Origin of the sequence: Pseudaquidulcibacter saccharophilus, assembly GCF_019455445.1 — a bacterium.
In the GTDB taxonomy this organism is placed as follows: domain Bacteria; phylum Pseudomonadota; class Alphaproteobacteria; order Caulobacterales; family Aquidulcibacteraceae; genus Pseudaquidulcibacter; species Pseudaquidulcibacter saccharophilus.
Window position 1 is genome coordinate 360839 of sequence record NZ_JAHWUS010000002.1, and the last position, 15244, is coordinate 376082.

Consider the following 15244-nt stretch of genomic DNA (forward strand, 5'->3'; position numbering starts at 1 on the left):
ATAGGGGGCAATATGTCAGACGAAGAATTAGTAGTAAAAGATGCAAATGGAAACCAACTTAAAGACGGCGATAACGTAACACTTATCAAAGATCTTAAAGTAAAAGGTTCAGGTGGTGTAACTCTTAAACGCGGCACCGTGATTAAAAATATCCGTCTTACTTATAACGAAGACGAAATTGAATGTAATCACGAAAAAGTAAAAGGTTTGGTGCTGCGTACAGAATTCATCAAGAAAGCATAAGAGCTTTTTGTAAAACCTGAATATCAATATTTCCGCCTGAAGCAATGATGCATATATTGTTGTTTTTGGCTGGAATTTTATTTTCCATGACTAATGCAAGTGATGAAGCACCTGATGGCTCAAGCACCAGATGGAAGTTTTCAAAAGCAAATTTAACCGCACGTAATGCCTCATTATCTGAGATTGGGAATGCACGCGCACCAATCTCTTTTAAAATCTCGAACGTTATCTCGCCGGGAATTGGTGCTTGTAATGCATCAAGAAGTGATGGGTAGTTAATATCTTTTATTCGTTTTCGTTCACCCGCATCTAAAGACAATGCCATATCGTCATAACCTTCGGGTTCAGAAATTATTATTTTTGTATTAGGACTAAGTTCTTTTAGCGCAATCCCAATACCACTAGCTAAGCCACCACCCGATGCAGGTGTAACAACATAATCAAACTTTATGTCATTATTTGTAGCAAAGTTTGCTATTTCAAGCCCAATTGTCCCTTGCCCCGCTATAACATCAGGATGATCGTATGGCGGAACCAATATAGCGCCGGTTTGCTTTTGCAGATTTGCACCAATTTCTTCACGGCTTTCGGTTTTTCTGTCGTAGAAAATAATTTCCGCCCCGTCGTCTTGTGCTGGTTTTAACTTTGCCAAAGGCACATCTTTTGGGACGATTATTGTTGCTTTTGCACCGATATACTTACAAGCAAGTGCAACACCTTGGGCATGGTTCCCGCTTGAATAAGCAATAACACCATTTAGTAAGGCTTCGTTTTTGCGTTTGAATATTGCATTAGCCGCACCACGAATTTTGAAAGCACCACGTGGTTGCAAACTTTCTGCTTTGATAAAAATATTCGCGCCCATAATGTCATTTAAAACCGGCGAATATAGAAACGGCGTCTGGTTTATAATTTCATTTATACGTGTTTGTGCTTCTAAAATATCGTCAAAAGATGGTGCTTTCATCTTTCTTCGCCTTTCCAGTGTTTGATATGTTTTATCAGATATTTGGTTTTAACGCGGGTTTCATTTACGGTCTTCTCTTTAACGCTATAACCATTATCGTGCATTAAATCGTGATTTCCAGCTATAAGATAATGCCAATCAAACAATGGTTTGCCTTCGGCAATAAGGCGGTAAGCACAAGTTTGCGGTAGCCATGAAAGATTGAAAACATTTTCTTTATCAAGCTTCACACAATCTGGAACATATTTAACCCTATTATCGTAATCAGAGCAGCGGCAGCTTTTATTATCAAATAATTTGCAATGGACATCGGTATTATAAATGTCCCCATTATCCTCATCCTCGAGACGTATCAGGCAACACTTACCACAATTATCGCAAAGGCTTTCCCACTCCTCATCATTCCATTCTTGAATAGAAGTTTCGCGCCAGAAATTATTTCTTATCATCTTATGAATAGCCCCATAATCTCAACATGGGTGCTATAACGAAATTGATCAAAAGCTTTTAATTCCTTTAGTTTGAAGCCACCTTCAACCAATACTTTTAAATCTTCGGCAAATGATGCAGGTTCACAAGAGATATATATTATTTTATTGATTTTTGATTTAACTAATTGTTTTACTTGGTAATTAGCGCCTGCCCTAGCTGGGTCAAGCACAGCCAAATCAATATTCTTTAATTCAAGTGGTGAAACTGGAAGGCGGAATAAATCACGGGTAAATGCCTCCAATTTGTGGCCACCAGCCGCAGCCTTTGAGGCCTTGTTTAATGCGAAAACTGCGGGCGTATTAAGTTCATATGCCTTTACTTCACCAATTTGTTTTAGTGGCAAAGAAAATGTTCCCGCACCACTGAATAAATCAATAATTCGTTTTGCGCCTTTTGCCCAAATAAGTAATTGTTCTTTAATTGCGTCTTCACAAGTTTTTGTAGCTTGTAAGAAGCAATTTGGTGGAATTTCAACTGGAACATTGGCAAATTTTATAATTGGTGACATGGTTTGAAATGCAAGCTCACCATTAAGTGTAAGCCTCGTTAGGCCAGACTTTTGGGCAGCAATTGCAAGCGATTCCAATTCACCACGGCTTTTTTTGTTAAGTGGTTTAATGCCTGCTATATCGATATCTATTCCATTATCACAAGCCGTCAGGTTAGCAGTAACCTTCTCATCAGGTTTTAAAAGCGTTCGGCAAAGTTCGCGCAATTTAGGAATGAAATTTTGTAAATCGTTACAAAGTATCGGACAAGTTTCAACGTCGACAATGTCATGTGATTTTGCCGCCATAAAGCCAAGCGTGATTTCGTTTTTATTTTTTTCAATATTGAATTTTACACGCCTACGCCCACTTTCATAGGCATTTATAAATTCAGATGGAGAAATTGAAATTGCGTCTTCGATCAATTTTGTCTTAAAACTTGCAACTTTGTCATCACTCATATGTTGTAGCGTACAGCCACCACATTTCCCAAAATACTCACAAACTGGCTCAACGCGTTCAGATGATTTTTCAATTATTTCAACTGCTTGTCCACGGTTGTTGGCAATATCAACCTCAACAGTTTCGCCATCAATAGTATAAGGAACATAGATATTTTGCCCATCAAGATTTGCAATACCATCACCTTGAGAGCCTATTTGTTCAATTTTTACGATACTCATATTATGCCTGTCGTTTCATAACTTCATCGGATACAAACGGGTTGTTTGCCCGTTCATTGCCGAATGTTGACATAGGGCCATGACCTGGAACAAATTGTATCTCGTTGCCATATGGCCATAATTTGGTGGTGATTGATTTTAATAAATCGGCATGATTTCCTTTTGGGAAATCGGTGCGTCCAATAGACCCCGCAAACAATAAATCGCCAACAAATGCCAAACCTAATTCTTTATTGATAAAGGCAACATGACCAGGGGTATGGCCAGGGCAATGAACAACATCAAATTCAAATTGCCCGACACTTACCTTGTCACCGTCATTTAACCAAACATCTGGTGTGCAATCTTCGCCAATATTATAGCCATAGCGTGCCCATGATGAAACGATTTGGTCAAGCCAAAATTTATCGTCGATATGTGGACCAATAATTTTGATGCCAAGTGTGCGCGCAAGTTCCATAGCGCCGCCTGCATGGTCAAGGTGGCCATGGGTAATCCATATTTCTTTTGGATTTACGGAATTATCTTTTAGAACTTTTAGTATGTTTTCGACATCGCCACCCGGGTCAACTATTACGGCATCTTTGGTGTAATTATCCCAAATAATGCTACAATTTTGTTGGAATGGAGTTACTTGAACAACTGCAAGCTGAATTGGGGGGATTGCGTTCATCTATTACCTTTGAAAGTCAGATTTTTATTATGATTTTCTTTCTATCTAGCCAAAGTGCGAAAAGAAAGCAAATTAATGTAAAGCATAGCGCAAATAGCAAGCTTCCACCTGACCCCATCCAAATTTTTTGGAATACTTGTTCTCCAAGGAATTTATGAAGTGAAACAGTTGGTTCAAACCGCCAAACTAAAAGTATTTTCAAAAATAATAGCGAAAACACATAGATTGCAAGCGGATTCCGTCCAAAGATTTGAAAAAACTCTGAGGCAAATTTTATTTTTTTAACCTCATAAATATATGCGAGTGCTGCGAGCAGAAATAAATCAAGACCAATTGTTAGAACTACGTATGATGAAGTCCAAAGTTTTTTAGAAATCGGGTATTTAGCCGACCATAATGAAGCCAAAACCAATAAACCGAATCCCATAAATACAAACTTACGCAATGTTTCTATGGTAAAGCCGTTATTGCGAACAAATCTTGCACATATAAAGCCTGAAATCATGTTAACGCTTGCTGGAATTGTACCCAATAAACCTTCTGGTTCAAAGCCATTATCGCCACGATATAAATGTGATTTTGGTATCATAAAATTATCAATTACTGTTCCTAAATTACCATCACGCGTAAATGGTGCGCCAATTGGAACCAATACCAACATTGCCACCCAATATCCTAAAAGCATAAAAAGGGCGATGATAATTGAATTTTTGGGTGCTGCTTTTACTATTATTGCCGCCAGTAAATAACAAAGAGCAAGCCTTTGAAACACCCCCATGAAACGCAGGTTTTCAAAATATTTCCATTCAAATAAACCTTGTTTATTGTATAAAAAGAACGGAAACCAGTTTAAAAATATTCCGATTGCAAATAGTATTAGGGTTCTTTTCGCAATTTTGGAAAGGTATTCACCCCACTCGAGATCAGACGCCTTTGAGTATGCCAATGAGCATCCCATAATGAATAAAAAACTTGGGAACACAAAATCAGCCAAGGTGAAACCAAACCATTCCGCATGGTCAAGAATTGGGTATGGATCAGAACCTGCGCCTTGGGAATTTACAATTATCATCAAAAAAATGATAAGACCGCGAAAAATATCAAGCGAAATATTTCTCATTACCAATGTCCCAAATAATTATTTTTTTGGCGGTATTAAACCAATGTCTTCTGTTGTTGATGAAAGGTTTTTAAGCAGTATTTCCCACGCATCAACATTTTGATTAAGTGCAGAAGGATCGATTTTATCCAATGTATCATCGGGAGTATGATGTAAATCGAAGTAATGAGTTGCGTCTTGTTTTAAATCAAAAACAGCAACCCCACTTTCAACAAAATGTTCGATGTCTGCCCCGCCATGTGCATTATCTGTCTGATATATTATGCCGACCTCATTGAAATCTTTTACTAATTTATCGCCAATTGCTTTTGATTTTTCCGGCAATTTATATGAAAATGCCCATACTTTGTCTGCGCCAGAATCTGATTCCGCAACCGCGACTACTTTGTCATCTTTGTGTGCCTTATAATATGCATCAGAACCAAAACCACCAACTTCTTCAGAGCCCCACCAAACGACACGAATTGTGCGTTTCGTCTGCTTACCGTCCAAAATACGCTTTGCAGCGGCAGTGGTAATTGCGAGGCCTGAGGCATCATCAATTGCGACTGTGCCAAGATCCCATGAATCAAGGTGACCACCTATTAGAATCATTCCAGCATCTGCATCAGAACCCGGAACATCGGCAACAACGTTTCCAGATTGATGAACACCAGTTTGTTTTGGCGTAAGTGTCATATGGATTATGACAGGTGTTTTCGCACGCGCCAGCATTCTTTCAAGGTTCTCAGCATCGGGTACAGTTAAAGCAGCCGAAGGAATTGGCGAAACACCATCTTCAAAACGGGTTACACCAGTATGTGCGACACGGTGATTATTAGTTCCCAATGAACGCAATAAATATCCGACAGCACCTTTTTTTGCAGCAATATTTGGCCCAATGAAACGTGCAGGACCATATGCACCATAACCAGAGCCATCTTGTGTGGCAGTCATTTTATGTGAGACAAAAACAATTTTGCCCTTTACCATAGCATCTGGCGCGGCTTTTAATTCTTCAAGAGAATTAAATCCAATAACCGTGGCACTTAAGCCATCTTTCGTTGTTGCGGCACTATTGCCAAGGGCAGTAAGAATTAGTTTTTGTTTAAATGGTGAAACAACTTCGGCGGTTTCTTCCCCTCTTACCCATGCTGGCATGTCATAGGTTTCAATATGGACGTTTTTAAAACCAAGTGATTTTAGCTTTATTACCGCCCAGTCACGCGCCCTCGCCTCATCGTCTGAACCCGGAAGTCGTGGACCGACTTCAGTAGTTAAACCTTCAACAATGTCCCATGCCACAGAGTTTTTTGGTGCATCAAATGCCATTAATGGCAAAACTAATAAAAGGGGGATGATTTTTTTCATGAAGCAAGGCTAATTGATAAAACCAATCACGTCAATAAGTTATCAACCCTTTAGTTTTGCCTCTAAACCATTTGCCCAATTTGTGATATCGCCTGCACCAAGGCATACAAATAGATCACCTTCTTTTGCATTATCCAAAAAGAATTGTGGCAAGTCGTCTGGTGATGCAAGTTTTGATGCATTTTTATGCCCGTGGTCTTTAATGCCTTGCACAAAAGTATCGGCATTGATACCTTCAATTGGCTGTTCGCCTGCGCTATAAACATCGGCAATTGCAACAACATCCGCATCGTTTAAACAACGGCAGAAATCTTCAAACAAATCTCTTAGGCGCGTATATCTGTGTGGCTGCACAACAGCAATTACGCGGTTTTTTGCAACCTGCCTTGCGGCAGATAAAACCGCCTTGATTTCTACTGGGTGGTGTCCATAATCATCAATGATTTTAACGCCATTAAATTCACCAGCAAGGCTAAAACGGCGTTTAACCCCCATGAATTTTGACAAGCCATTTTGAATCTGCGCAGCGTCTGCTCCAAGCTCAGTTGCAACAGTAATTGCTGCAAGTGAGTTTAATACATTGTGCATTCCAGCCATTGGTAAGTGAAGGTTTTGAATTACCTTCTCTACTTTGCCATATTTTGCTTTGAAAATTACGTCAAAATGTGAACCATCCGCTTCGGCACTAATATTAATTGCTTGCACATCTGCTTGTGGGCTAAAGCCATAGGTGAATACTTTGCGATCAGTGACTTTTGCAACCAAGCCTTGAACCCCAGGGTGGTCGATGCAAAGCACTGAAAAACCATAAAAAGGTACTGATTCAACAAAAGCCTCAAAAGCCTTTTCCATATTTTCTTTTGTACCATAAAAATCCAAATGTTCTGGATCCATATTAGTTACAATCGCAACATTTGGACGGAGTTTTGTGAAGGTACCATCTGATTCATCAGCCTCAACGACCATCCAATCGCCGGTTCCAACGCGGGCATTTGTGCCATAGGCATTAATGATACCGCCATTAATAACGGTTGGATCTTTGCCTGCCGCATCGAGCAAAGTTGCAACCATTGACGTGGTTGTGGTTTTGCCATGCGTACCGCCGACTGCAATAGTCCAACCAAGGCGCATTAATTCAGCAAGCATTTCTGAGCGGCGCACAATAGGTATTCCTGCAGAACGTGCCGCCATAACCTCTAGATTATCTGCTTTAACGGCTGATGAGATAAGAACCATGCTTACCCCTTCAACGTTCTTACCATCATGTCCAACAAAGACTTTTATGCCATCTTTGCGAAGTCTAGTAAGGTTTGCGCCATCTTTTGCGTCAGACCCCTGCACTTGATAACCCCAATGTGCCAATACTTCTGCAATGCCCGACATACCAATGCCACCAATGCCAACAATGTGAATAATACCAACATCAAGAGGGATAACCGGTTTACGCATTTATTTCACCTATCACTACATCTGCCAATCTTTGTGCGGCATCAGGACGTGCAGCATTTTTAATTGCCGCACCGCGTTCTTTTAATTTTTCTTCGTTCATAAGACGCATTTCAAGCAATTGCGAAAGGCGTTTTACCGATAATTCGTTTTCTTTAATTAGGTCTGCACCACCACTTTTCACCATTGATTCTGCATTATATGTTTGGTGGTCATTGGTTGCACTTGGTAAAGGTATAAAAATTGCCGAGCGACCAACAACAGCAGTTTCTGAAACAGTTGACGCACCAGAGCGACCAATTACCAAATGGGCATCTTTTAATCGTGTTGCCATGTCTTTAAAGAATGGCCATACTTCTGCTTGAACACCTGCATCACCATATGTTTCACGTGCTGTGTCACATTGTTCTTCGCGAACTTGGTGCGAAACAAAAAGTCTTTGCCGAAGGTTTTCAGGTAATTCCGCGATTGCATCAGGAACTGCTTGCCCCAAAACTCTTGCGCCTTGCGAGCCACCGGTCACAAGAATACGCAAAGTGCCGTTTGGTTTAATTTCAGGGAATGGTGCCTTGCCAGCTTCAATTAATTCTTTGCGAACAGGGTTGCCGCATACAACATGCTTTTCTTTATACTCTAGGAAATTTAGCGTCTCAAAGCCCGAGCAAATTTTGACTGCCTTTTTTTGGAAAAAGCGATTAACGCGACCCAAAACAGCATTTTGTTCATGGATTATTACCGGGCATTTTGCATTATATAAAACTGGGAAAGTTGGATATCCGCCAAAGCCAACAACCGCCACAGGGCTATGTTTTTTCAAGAAAGGTTTGGTTTGCGAGATTGATTTCAAAAGGTTCAAACCGGCATTAATTTTACCTTTTAAGCCACCTTCATCAGCATTTGTCACCGATAATATTAGGTTATCTATTGATGGAAAACCTTCTGTATATCTTCTACCACGTGGATCGGTTACAAGGATTACATCAAAGCCACGGGCAACCATTTCATCAGCAAACGCCTTAGCGGGAAACATATGGCCACCTGTGCCACCTGCTGCAATCAATATTGTTTGTTTTATTTCACTCATGAAGATTAAATATAAGTATTTTTTTCAAAAGTCGAAAAGTTTTGCATAAAGAGGTGTGATTAAATTGAAATAAACGGATTATTTCCTTAATACTGCCTCATAAGGTCGTTTTCGGGTTATCGCGAGTGCTAATCCAAGCGTTATTGCAGAGCCAATTAAAGACGAACCACCATATGAAATGAAGGGTAATGTCATGCCTTTTGCGGGAATCAAATTCAAATTAACCGCAAGATTAATTGCCACTTGAAATCCAAATAAAAGATAAAGACCAATTCCCGATGTTTGTGCGAACGGGTCTGAAATCTTACTTGCAACGTGAATTCCACGAATAATTAAAATCGCAAAAAGTGACATTAAGAAAAATGCCCCAATCATTCCCCATTCTTCAACCGCCAAAGAGAATATAAAGTCGGTATGAACGTCTGGTAATATGTGTTTTATAATCCCCTCGCCTGCACCACGGCCAAAAATTTCGCCAGAAGCAATTGCATCAAGCCCTCTATCAACTTGGTAATTATCGTTATTTTCAGGATTTATAAATTTATCTATACGATCCACAAAGTGCGGTTTAAACAAAAATAGTAATATTACACCGACAATACTGGTTCCAAAAAGTCCCAATAACCATTTCCTGCTTATTCCGGCAACCCAAAATATTGCCAAATAAGATATTGATAATAAAAATGTTTGTCCAACATCAGGCTGCATCAAGAAAATCATAATTGGGAACGCAACAATTGCTAAACCAACAAATTCTGCATGAAAGCCTTTGTCATAAACGCGCCTAGTAAGGACCCATGAAACCAAAATAATAGCTGCAGGTTTGATGATTTCTGATGGCTGTAATGAAAAGCCACCAAAGCGCAGCCAACGCTGTGCACCTTTTGCGGTGTGCCCAATTCCAAGAATGGTAATCAATAGAACAATTGAAATTACGTAAAGTAATAATGAAAATCTTCTAACATTATCAATTGATAAGAACGAAATGCTTATTAATATTGAAAATGAGATGGCGACAAAAAATGCCTGCCTATAAACAAAAAAGAATGGATTATCATAATCAAGCCTTGCTGCGGCAGCCGGTGAAGAGCCAAATGATAAAATAAGGCCAATTGTCATTAGTGTTGCCACTAATCCTAGGGTCACTCTATCAATATTTTGCCACCAAACATTAAGCCAGCCAATTTTTTTGATATTATTTTGAAACGAATAAATAGCTTGCATATTAAATCCATATTTAATGAATTATATATGCCGTAACATGGTTACTGAATTATTATTATTTTTGGTTTTTGGCGATTATATCATTAACAACATTGATAAAATCATCCCCACGCGCTTCAAAATCTGAATATTGATCAAACGAAGCGCAAGCGGGTGAAAGAACTATAAGTTCTTCATCGCCAGTTTCTATTGCATCTTGATATGCTTTTTGTGTTGCCTGAGCCAAAGTTTCAAAAACTTCATGAGGAAAGTTTTTTAAATTATTTGAAAAACGTTCTGCCGCAGCCCCGAATAAATAGCTTTTTGCAATTTTTGGAAAAAAACGTGACAAAGGATCAATACCATCACTTTTTGCCTGCCCTCCTGCAATCCAACGTAAGCGCGGGAATGAATTTAAGGCTTGGGCGCTGGCATCGGCATTTGTTGCTTTGGAATCATTGTAAAACTGAATTTTGCCAATTGTACCAATTTTTTGAAGGCGGTGTTTAAGACCGCCAAAATTCATAATACCTTCAACAATTGTTTCATCACTTAAACCAATTGCACGACATGCAGCAAATGCAGCAGCAGCATTTTGACCATTATGATTACCAGGAAGCGCAAGCGCATTATGAAGGTCAGCAATTTTATTGGCACGCCCAGATGAATTATCCCATAGGAATTGATTAATCGAGCTTATGCCGCAAGTAACAAATTGACCCGATGAAATTGGAATAACTCTTCGGCTTCCTTTTGCCATAAGCAATGTTGCCAATTCTTCACCAAAGTCATCATCGACACCGATGATTGCATAATCTTCTGAATTTTGGTTGGCAAAAATATTACGTTTAGCAGCAACGTATCTTTCCATTGTGCCGTGGCGTTCAATATGATCTTCTGAAACATTTATTTGAATTGCCACATCAAGATGCAATGATTTAGTTAAATCAAGCTGATATGACGAAAGTTCAATTACATAAATCGCGCCTGCCTTTGGTGGTGCAAGGCTAAGGACACCTGTCCCAATATTCCCGCCCATTCTGACATCACGTCCTGCATTTTGTAGAATATGGGCGATAAGTGCAGTTGTTGTTGATTTTCCATTGGTACCAGTAATACCAATAGTTTTTGGCCTAATATTTTCCGGCGTTGAATTTATTTCGCGGGCAAATAATTCAATATCACCAATGATTGGAATGTCATTTTCATGCGCCCACGCGGCAGCCCAATTTATTTTTGGACCATAAATCGGAACACCAGGTGACATAACAAGTGCAGAAATATTGTTTGCGTCTAACTCATCAAATTTTTTAATGTCAAATCCTAGATTGATAGATTTATCACGAGCCTTTTCATTATCATCCCATAGATAAACCTTTGCACCACCTGCATGGAGTGCCTCTGCAGCGGTTAGGCCCGAACGACCAAGACCAAAAACAGCGACTTCTTTATTTTTATAGGTGGTTACCGAGAACATATTACCTCAACTTCAAGGTTGCTAAACCGATTAAAGCAAAGATTGTTGCCATAATCCAGAAGCGAATAACAATTGTCGGCTCTTTCCAGTGCAATTTTTCAAAATGGTGATGTAGTGGCGCCATTAACAGCACTCTTTTCCCAGTTAGTTTAAATGATGTAACCTGCGCAACAACACTTAGAAGCTCCATAACAAATACAAAGCCAACAATTGCCAATACAAATTCATGTTTTGAAGCAACCGCAACAACACCTAAAGTACCGCCCAATGATAGTGAACCGGTATCACCCATGAAAATTTGTGCAGGCGGTGCATTCCACCACAAGAAACCAAGCCCTGCACCAAGAACTGCACCCATTATAACGGTAACTTCACCTAAATGCTCAATATAATGTAATTGCAGATATTCTGAAAATTTATAATTTCCAACCATATAAATAATTAGACCGAATGTTGCTGATGCAATCATTACCGGCATAATTGCAAGGCCATCAAGACCATCAGTAAAGTTAACTGCGTTACCAAAACCAACGATAACAATCATTCCAAAAACTAATGTAAACCAACCAAGGTTGAACAAAACGTTTTTAAAGAATGGAACCGCAATTGAATTACCAATATCAGGTGGTGTGCCATGCCCAGCATTTTGATATTTTGCAATAAAATAACATGCAATTAAGGCAATTATGAATTCACCAATTAAGCGAGCTTTCGAAGACAAGCCATCTTCTTTTTGCTTTTTAACCTTGCGATAATCATCAATAAAGCCAATTAAACCAAAACCAATCATTACAAACATAACAATCCATACATATTGGTTTTTTAAATCGGCCCACAACAATGTCCCAATGGTTACAGCGGCAAGTATCATTGCGCCTCCCATTGTTGGCGTGCCTTGCTTTGCAAGATGGGTCTCAGGGCCAAGTTTTCTGATGGGTTGCCCACGACCTTGTTTTACACGCATCCAATCAATTACTGGCTGCCCAAATACAAGTAAGATAGTAACGGCGGTTGCCAACGCTAGGCCGGTTCTGAATGTAATATAATTTAATAAATTAAAATGTTGGTGAAATAATTCATATAACATTATTTTGCTTTATCTGACTTCGCAGCAGATTCCCCGATAATTATTAATTCTTAAGGCTGTCGTTCTTTAGATTGGCAAGCCCTGCAACAATGACATTCATATGCGAACCATTTGAACCTTTTACCATGATACAGTCACCGCTTTGAACAGATTCCAATACTCGTGGAAGTAATTCTTTAGAATTATATGCGAAATTACCCCTTTTATTTGCAGGTAATAAGTCCCATAAATATTTCATTCTACTTCCAGCAAGAAAAACCAAATCAACATTTGACTTTAATACCGCATCAATCAGCTCGGCATGGTATTCATTTTCCTTATCACCTAGCTCAAGCATATCGCCAAGAACAGCAATTTTCCTTCTGCCGTGCCTATTAGCAAGCGTTCTTAATGCCGCAGCAACAGATGTTGGATTGGCGTTATATGCCTCATCAACAAGGGAAAACTCTACGCCATCTTTTGTAGTGATTGTTTTTACCGCACCACGACCCTCTAATGCGCCAAAATTAGATAATACACTTGCCGCAGCTTCTAAATCACCACCGGCAAGGTGAACAAGCGTAATTGCGCATAAGCCGTTATGTATCCAATGGTCACCTGGTTCAGAAACCCGCCATTCAATATTTTTTCCCATAATGTCTGCATGAATAATACGATAATCGCCATTATCAATTAAACGAGTGATTTTTGCGTCGGCATTTTGCTTCATGCCAAAAGTAACAATATTCAAATTATCAATATCAGAGGCACGTTGTTTTAACCGCTTTGACATTGGGTTTTCGTTGGGAATAAGAGCATATCCACCGTTTTCAATGCCAAGGAATATTTCCGCTTTTGCGTCTGCAATGGCTTCAATTGTTCCAAAATGTTCAATATGAACTGGCGCAACTGTTGTAATTGCCGCGATGTGCGGTTTTACTTGCGGTGATAATAATGCAATCTCACCTGTATGGTTCATACCAATTTCAAAAACCCCGTATCTTGTATTTATTGGCATACGAGAAAGGGTTAATGGTACCCCCCAATGATTATTATAAGACTTAACTGATTTATGGGTTTTTCCACTTGCAGAAAGGGCGGCAGAAGTAAGCTCTTTTACGGTGGTTTTACCAACCGAGCCTGTAATCGCAATTCTTTTTGTGATTAATGCACGCCTTCTTGCGGCTGCGCCAAGGCTTTCAAGTGCGAGCATTGTATCGTCACATAACACATAGTTTTGTGATGACCCAATAACCTCATTATCTGAAATAAGAACGCCACCTGCGCCATGGTTTAAAGCACTTTTAGCAAAGTCATGTCCATCGCGTTCGGCTTTAATTGCAATGAATAAATCGCCTGGTTCAATAGCACGTGAATCGATTTGAACACCTGTAATGTTGAAATCTGCACCACATTGTCCTTTGACAGCGTTGGCAATTTCTTCAGATGTCCATAATATCGTGCTATCTTGATTAGACAATTTTGCCCCCATTTTCTAAAAGATAATCAATAATGGTTTCTTGATCAGAAAATGGCAAAACTTTATCACCAACTATCTGACCTGTTTCATGGCCTTTGCCAGCAACTATGACAGCATCACCATTTTTTGACATTTTTAGGGCAAAAATAATTGCTTCTTTTCTATCGCCTATTTCGTAAGCATCAGGTGTTGCAATCATGATTTCCTTGCGGATTTGATTAGCATCCTCAGTACGTGGATTATCATCAGTTACTATAACAACATCGCCATATTTTGCCGCAATTGCACCCATTTTAGGGCGTTTGGTTTTATCACGATCGCCACCACAACCAAATACAACAATAATACGACCCGGTGCATGTGGGCGAACCGCACGCAACAAAACATCAAGGCCATCTGGGGTATGGGCATAATCAACAAAAACATGCGCATTGTCTTTAGTTTCGCCAACATGCTCCATGCGACCCTTAACAGGTTTTAGCTTGCGCATAGCTGCAAAAACCGCTTCTGGCTCATCGCCAAGGGAAAGTGCCAATCCGGCTGCCATTGTGGCATTTAATGCCTGAAACTCCCCGATGAGTGGCAGCTCTACAACATAATTTTTACCAGCGTGGATATAATCAATACGTTGCGAAGAAGGTTTTGGCCAAAGTTCTTGAATTTTTAGATAAGTTCCACGCCAACCGACAAGTTTTAAATCAAGATTATGTTCTTTTGCAACATTCTCAAAATATGGCGCATATTCGGCGTCGGCATTAATTACCGCGGGTTGACCTTCTTTTAGGAAGTCCGTGAATAATATTGCTTTGGCAGCGGCATATTCATCCATTGTTTTATGGTAATCAAGGTGATCTTGGGTAAGGTTTGAAAAACCAGCCGCCTTTAAAGTAACCCCATGCATACGTTTTTGGTGAAGTGCATGCGATGATGCTTCCATGGCAAGATAATCAACACCATCTTCAGCCAAAACTTGTAAATTACGATGAAGTGAAATTGGGTCAGGGGTTGTGAAACCAAGATTAACCACGCCTTTTGGCGTTATGGCGCCTAATGTGCCAAGACTGGCAGAATTTTTGCCGCAATACGCCCAAATTTGGCGCAAGAAATCAACCGTTGAACTCTTGCCATTGGTTCCAGTAATTGCCACGATATTTTTTGGCATTTCAGGATAAAATGATTTTGCTGCATTGGATAATTCGCCACGCGCATCACCAACAATAATCACAGGTATTGAAAGCCCATCAATAGCTGTTTCTGATATAACAGCCAATGCCCCTTTTTCTTCTGCAGATTTGGCATAGTCTGCACCATTTGCAAGGCTTCCAGAAAGGGCAAAAAATAAATCCCCTTTTGTTACTTTCCTGCTATCTGCTTGTATGCCTGTGATAATAATATCAGAAAATTCCGTGCTAACGCCGGATATAAGTTCACCCAATTTGAACTTTATTTGTTCAGCCATAAACGCCTACCAG

14 protein-coding genes are annotated in these 15244 nt (G+C 39.7%); 1 reads left to right on the forward strand and 13 read right to left on the reverse strand.

What is annotated here, in order from left to right; translation table 11 throughout:
- Positions 1–12 precede the first annotated feature (12 nt).
- Positions 13–243: an alkylphosphonate utilization protein gene (locus KXV15_RS07450; protein WP_240007544.1), complete on the forward strand. Its 231-nt coding sequence runs from the start codon at positions 13–15 to the stop codon at positions 241–243.
- Here KXV15_RS07450 and KXV15_RS07455 read toward each other — a convergent pair.
- The 13 genes from KXV15_RS07455 to KXV15_RS07515 all read right to left on the reverse strand — a co-directional run bounded on the left by KXV15_RS07455 (position 230) and on the right by KXV15_RS07515 (position 15231).
- Complete coding sequence (locus KXV15_RS07455) at positions 230–1210, reverse strand: threonine ammonia-lyase (protein WP_240007545.1); 981 nt, start codon at positions 1208–1210, stop codon at positions 230–232. The two genes, KXV15_RS07450 and KXV15_RS07455, sit on opposite strands and share 14 nt — an antisense overlap.
- Positions 1207–1659, reverse strand: a complete 453-nt coding sequence (locus KXV15_RS07460) for a YcgN family cysteine cluster protein (RefSeq protein WP_240007546.1) — start codon at positions 1657–1659, stop codon at positions 1207–1209. Before KXV15_RS07460 ends, KXV15_RS07455 begins: the two co-directional genes overlap by 4 nt.
- Positions 1656–2873 carry a class I SAM-dependent RNA methyltransferase gene (locus KXV15_RS07465; RefSeq protein WP_240007547.1) on the reverse strand — a complete coding sequence of 406 codons (1218 nt, stop codon included), beginning with the start codon at positions 2871–2873 and terminating at the stop codon, positions 1656–1658. Before KXV15_RS07465 ends, KXV15_RS07460 begins: the two co-directional genes overlap by 4 nt.
- Position 2874: 1 nt before the next feature.
- Positions 2875–3546, reverse strand: coding sequence for an MBL fold metallo-hydrolase (locus KXV15_RS07470; RefSeq protein WP_240007548.1), 672 nt, complete (start codon positions 3544–3546; stop codon positions 2875–2877).
- A 16-nt stretch (positions 3547–3562) separates the two neighbouring features.
- Positions 3563–4666: an acyltransferase family protein gene (locus KXV15_RS07475; protein WP_240007549.1), complete on the reverse strand. Its 1104-nt coding sequence runs from the start codon at positions 4664–4666 to the stop codon at positions 3563–3565.
- Between the two features lie 18 nt (positions 4667–4684).
- On the reverse strand, positions 4685–6016 hold the full coding sequence (locus KXV15_RS07480; RefSeq protein WP_240007550.1) for a M28 family peptidase: 1332 nt from the start codon (positions 6014–6016) through the stop codon (positions 4685–4687).
- A gap of 42 nt (positions 6017–6058) precedes the next feature.
- Entirely contained in the window at positions 6059–7465 is a 1407-nt protein-coding gene (murC, locus tag KXV15_RS07485) for a UDP-N-acetylmuramate--L-alanine ligase (protein WP_240007551.1), read from the reverse strand.
- Positions 7458–8546 (reverse strand): undecaprenyldiphospho-muramoylpentapeptide beta-N-acetylglucosaminyltransferase, encoded by a 1089-nt coding sequence (gene murG, locus KXV15_RS07490; RefSeq protein WP_240007552.1) that lies wholly within the window; start codon positions 8544–8546, stop codon positions 7458–7460. The genes murC and murG overlap by 8 nt, the downstream gene beginning before the upstream one ends.
- A 78-nt stretch (positions 8547–8624) precedes the next feature.
- Complete coding sequence (locus KXV15_RS07495) at positions 8625–9770, reverse strand: FtsW/RodA/SpoVE family cell cycle protein (protein ID WP_240007553.1); 1146 nt, start codon at positions 9768–9770, stop codon at positions 8625–8627.
- Positions 9771–9825: 55 nt separating this feature from the next.
- On the reverse strand, positions 9826–11226 hold the full coding sequence (gene murD, locus KXV15_RS07500) for a UDP-N-acetylmuramoyl-L-alanine--D-glutamate ligase (protein WP_240007554.1): 1401 nt from the start codon (positions 11224–11226) through the stop codon (positions 9826–9828).
- Between the two features lies 1 nt (position 11227).
- Positions 11228–12313, reverse strand: coding sequence for a phospho-N-acetylmuramoyl-pentapeptide-transferase (gene mraY, locus KXV15_RS07505; protein ID WP_240007555.1), 1086 nt, complete (start codon positions 12311–12313; stop codon positions 11228–11230).
- A gap of 43 nt (positions 12314–12356) precedes the next feature.
- Positions 12357–13772 carry a UDP-N-acetylmuramoyl-tripeptide--D-alanyl-D-alanine ligase gene (locus KXV15_RS07510; RefSeq protein WP_240007556.1) on the reverse strand — a complete coding sequence of 472 codons (1416 nt, stop codon included), beginning with the start codon at positions 13770–13772 and terminating at the stop codon, positions 12357–12359.
- Entirely contained in the window at positions 13765–15231 is a 1467-nt protein-coding gene (locus KXV15_RS07515; protein WP_240007557.1) for a UDP-N-acetylmuramoyl-L-alanyl-D-glutamate--2,6-diaminopimelate ligase, read from the reverse strand. The genes KXV15_RS07510 and KXV15_RS07515 overlap by 8 nt, the downstream gene beginning before the upstream one ends.
- Positions 15232–15244 lie beyond the last annotated feature (13 nt).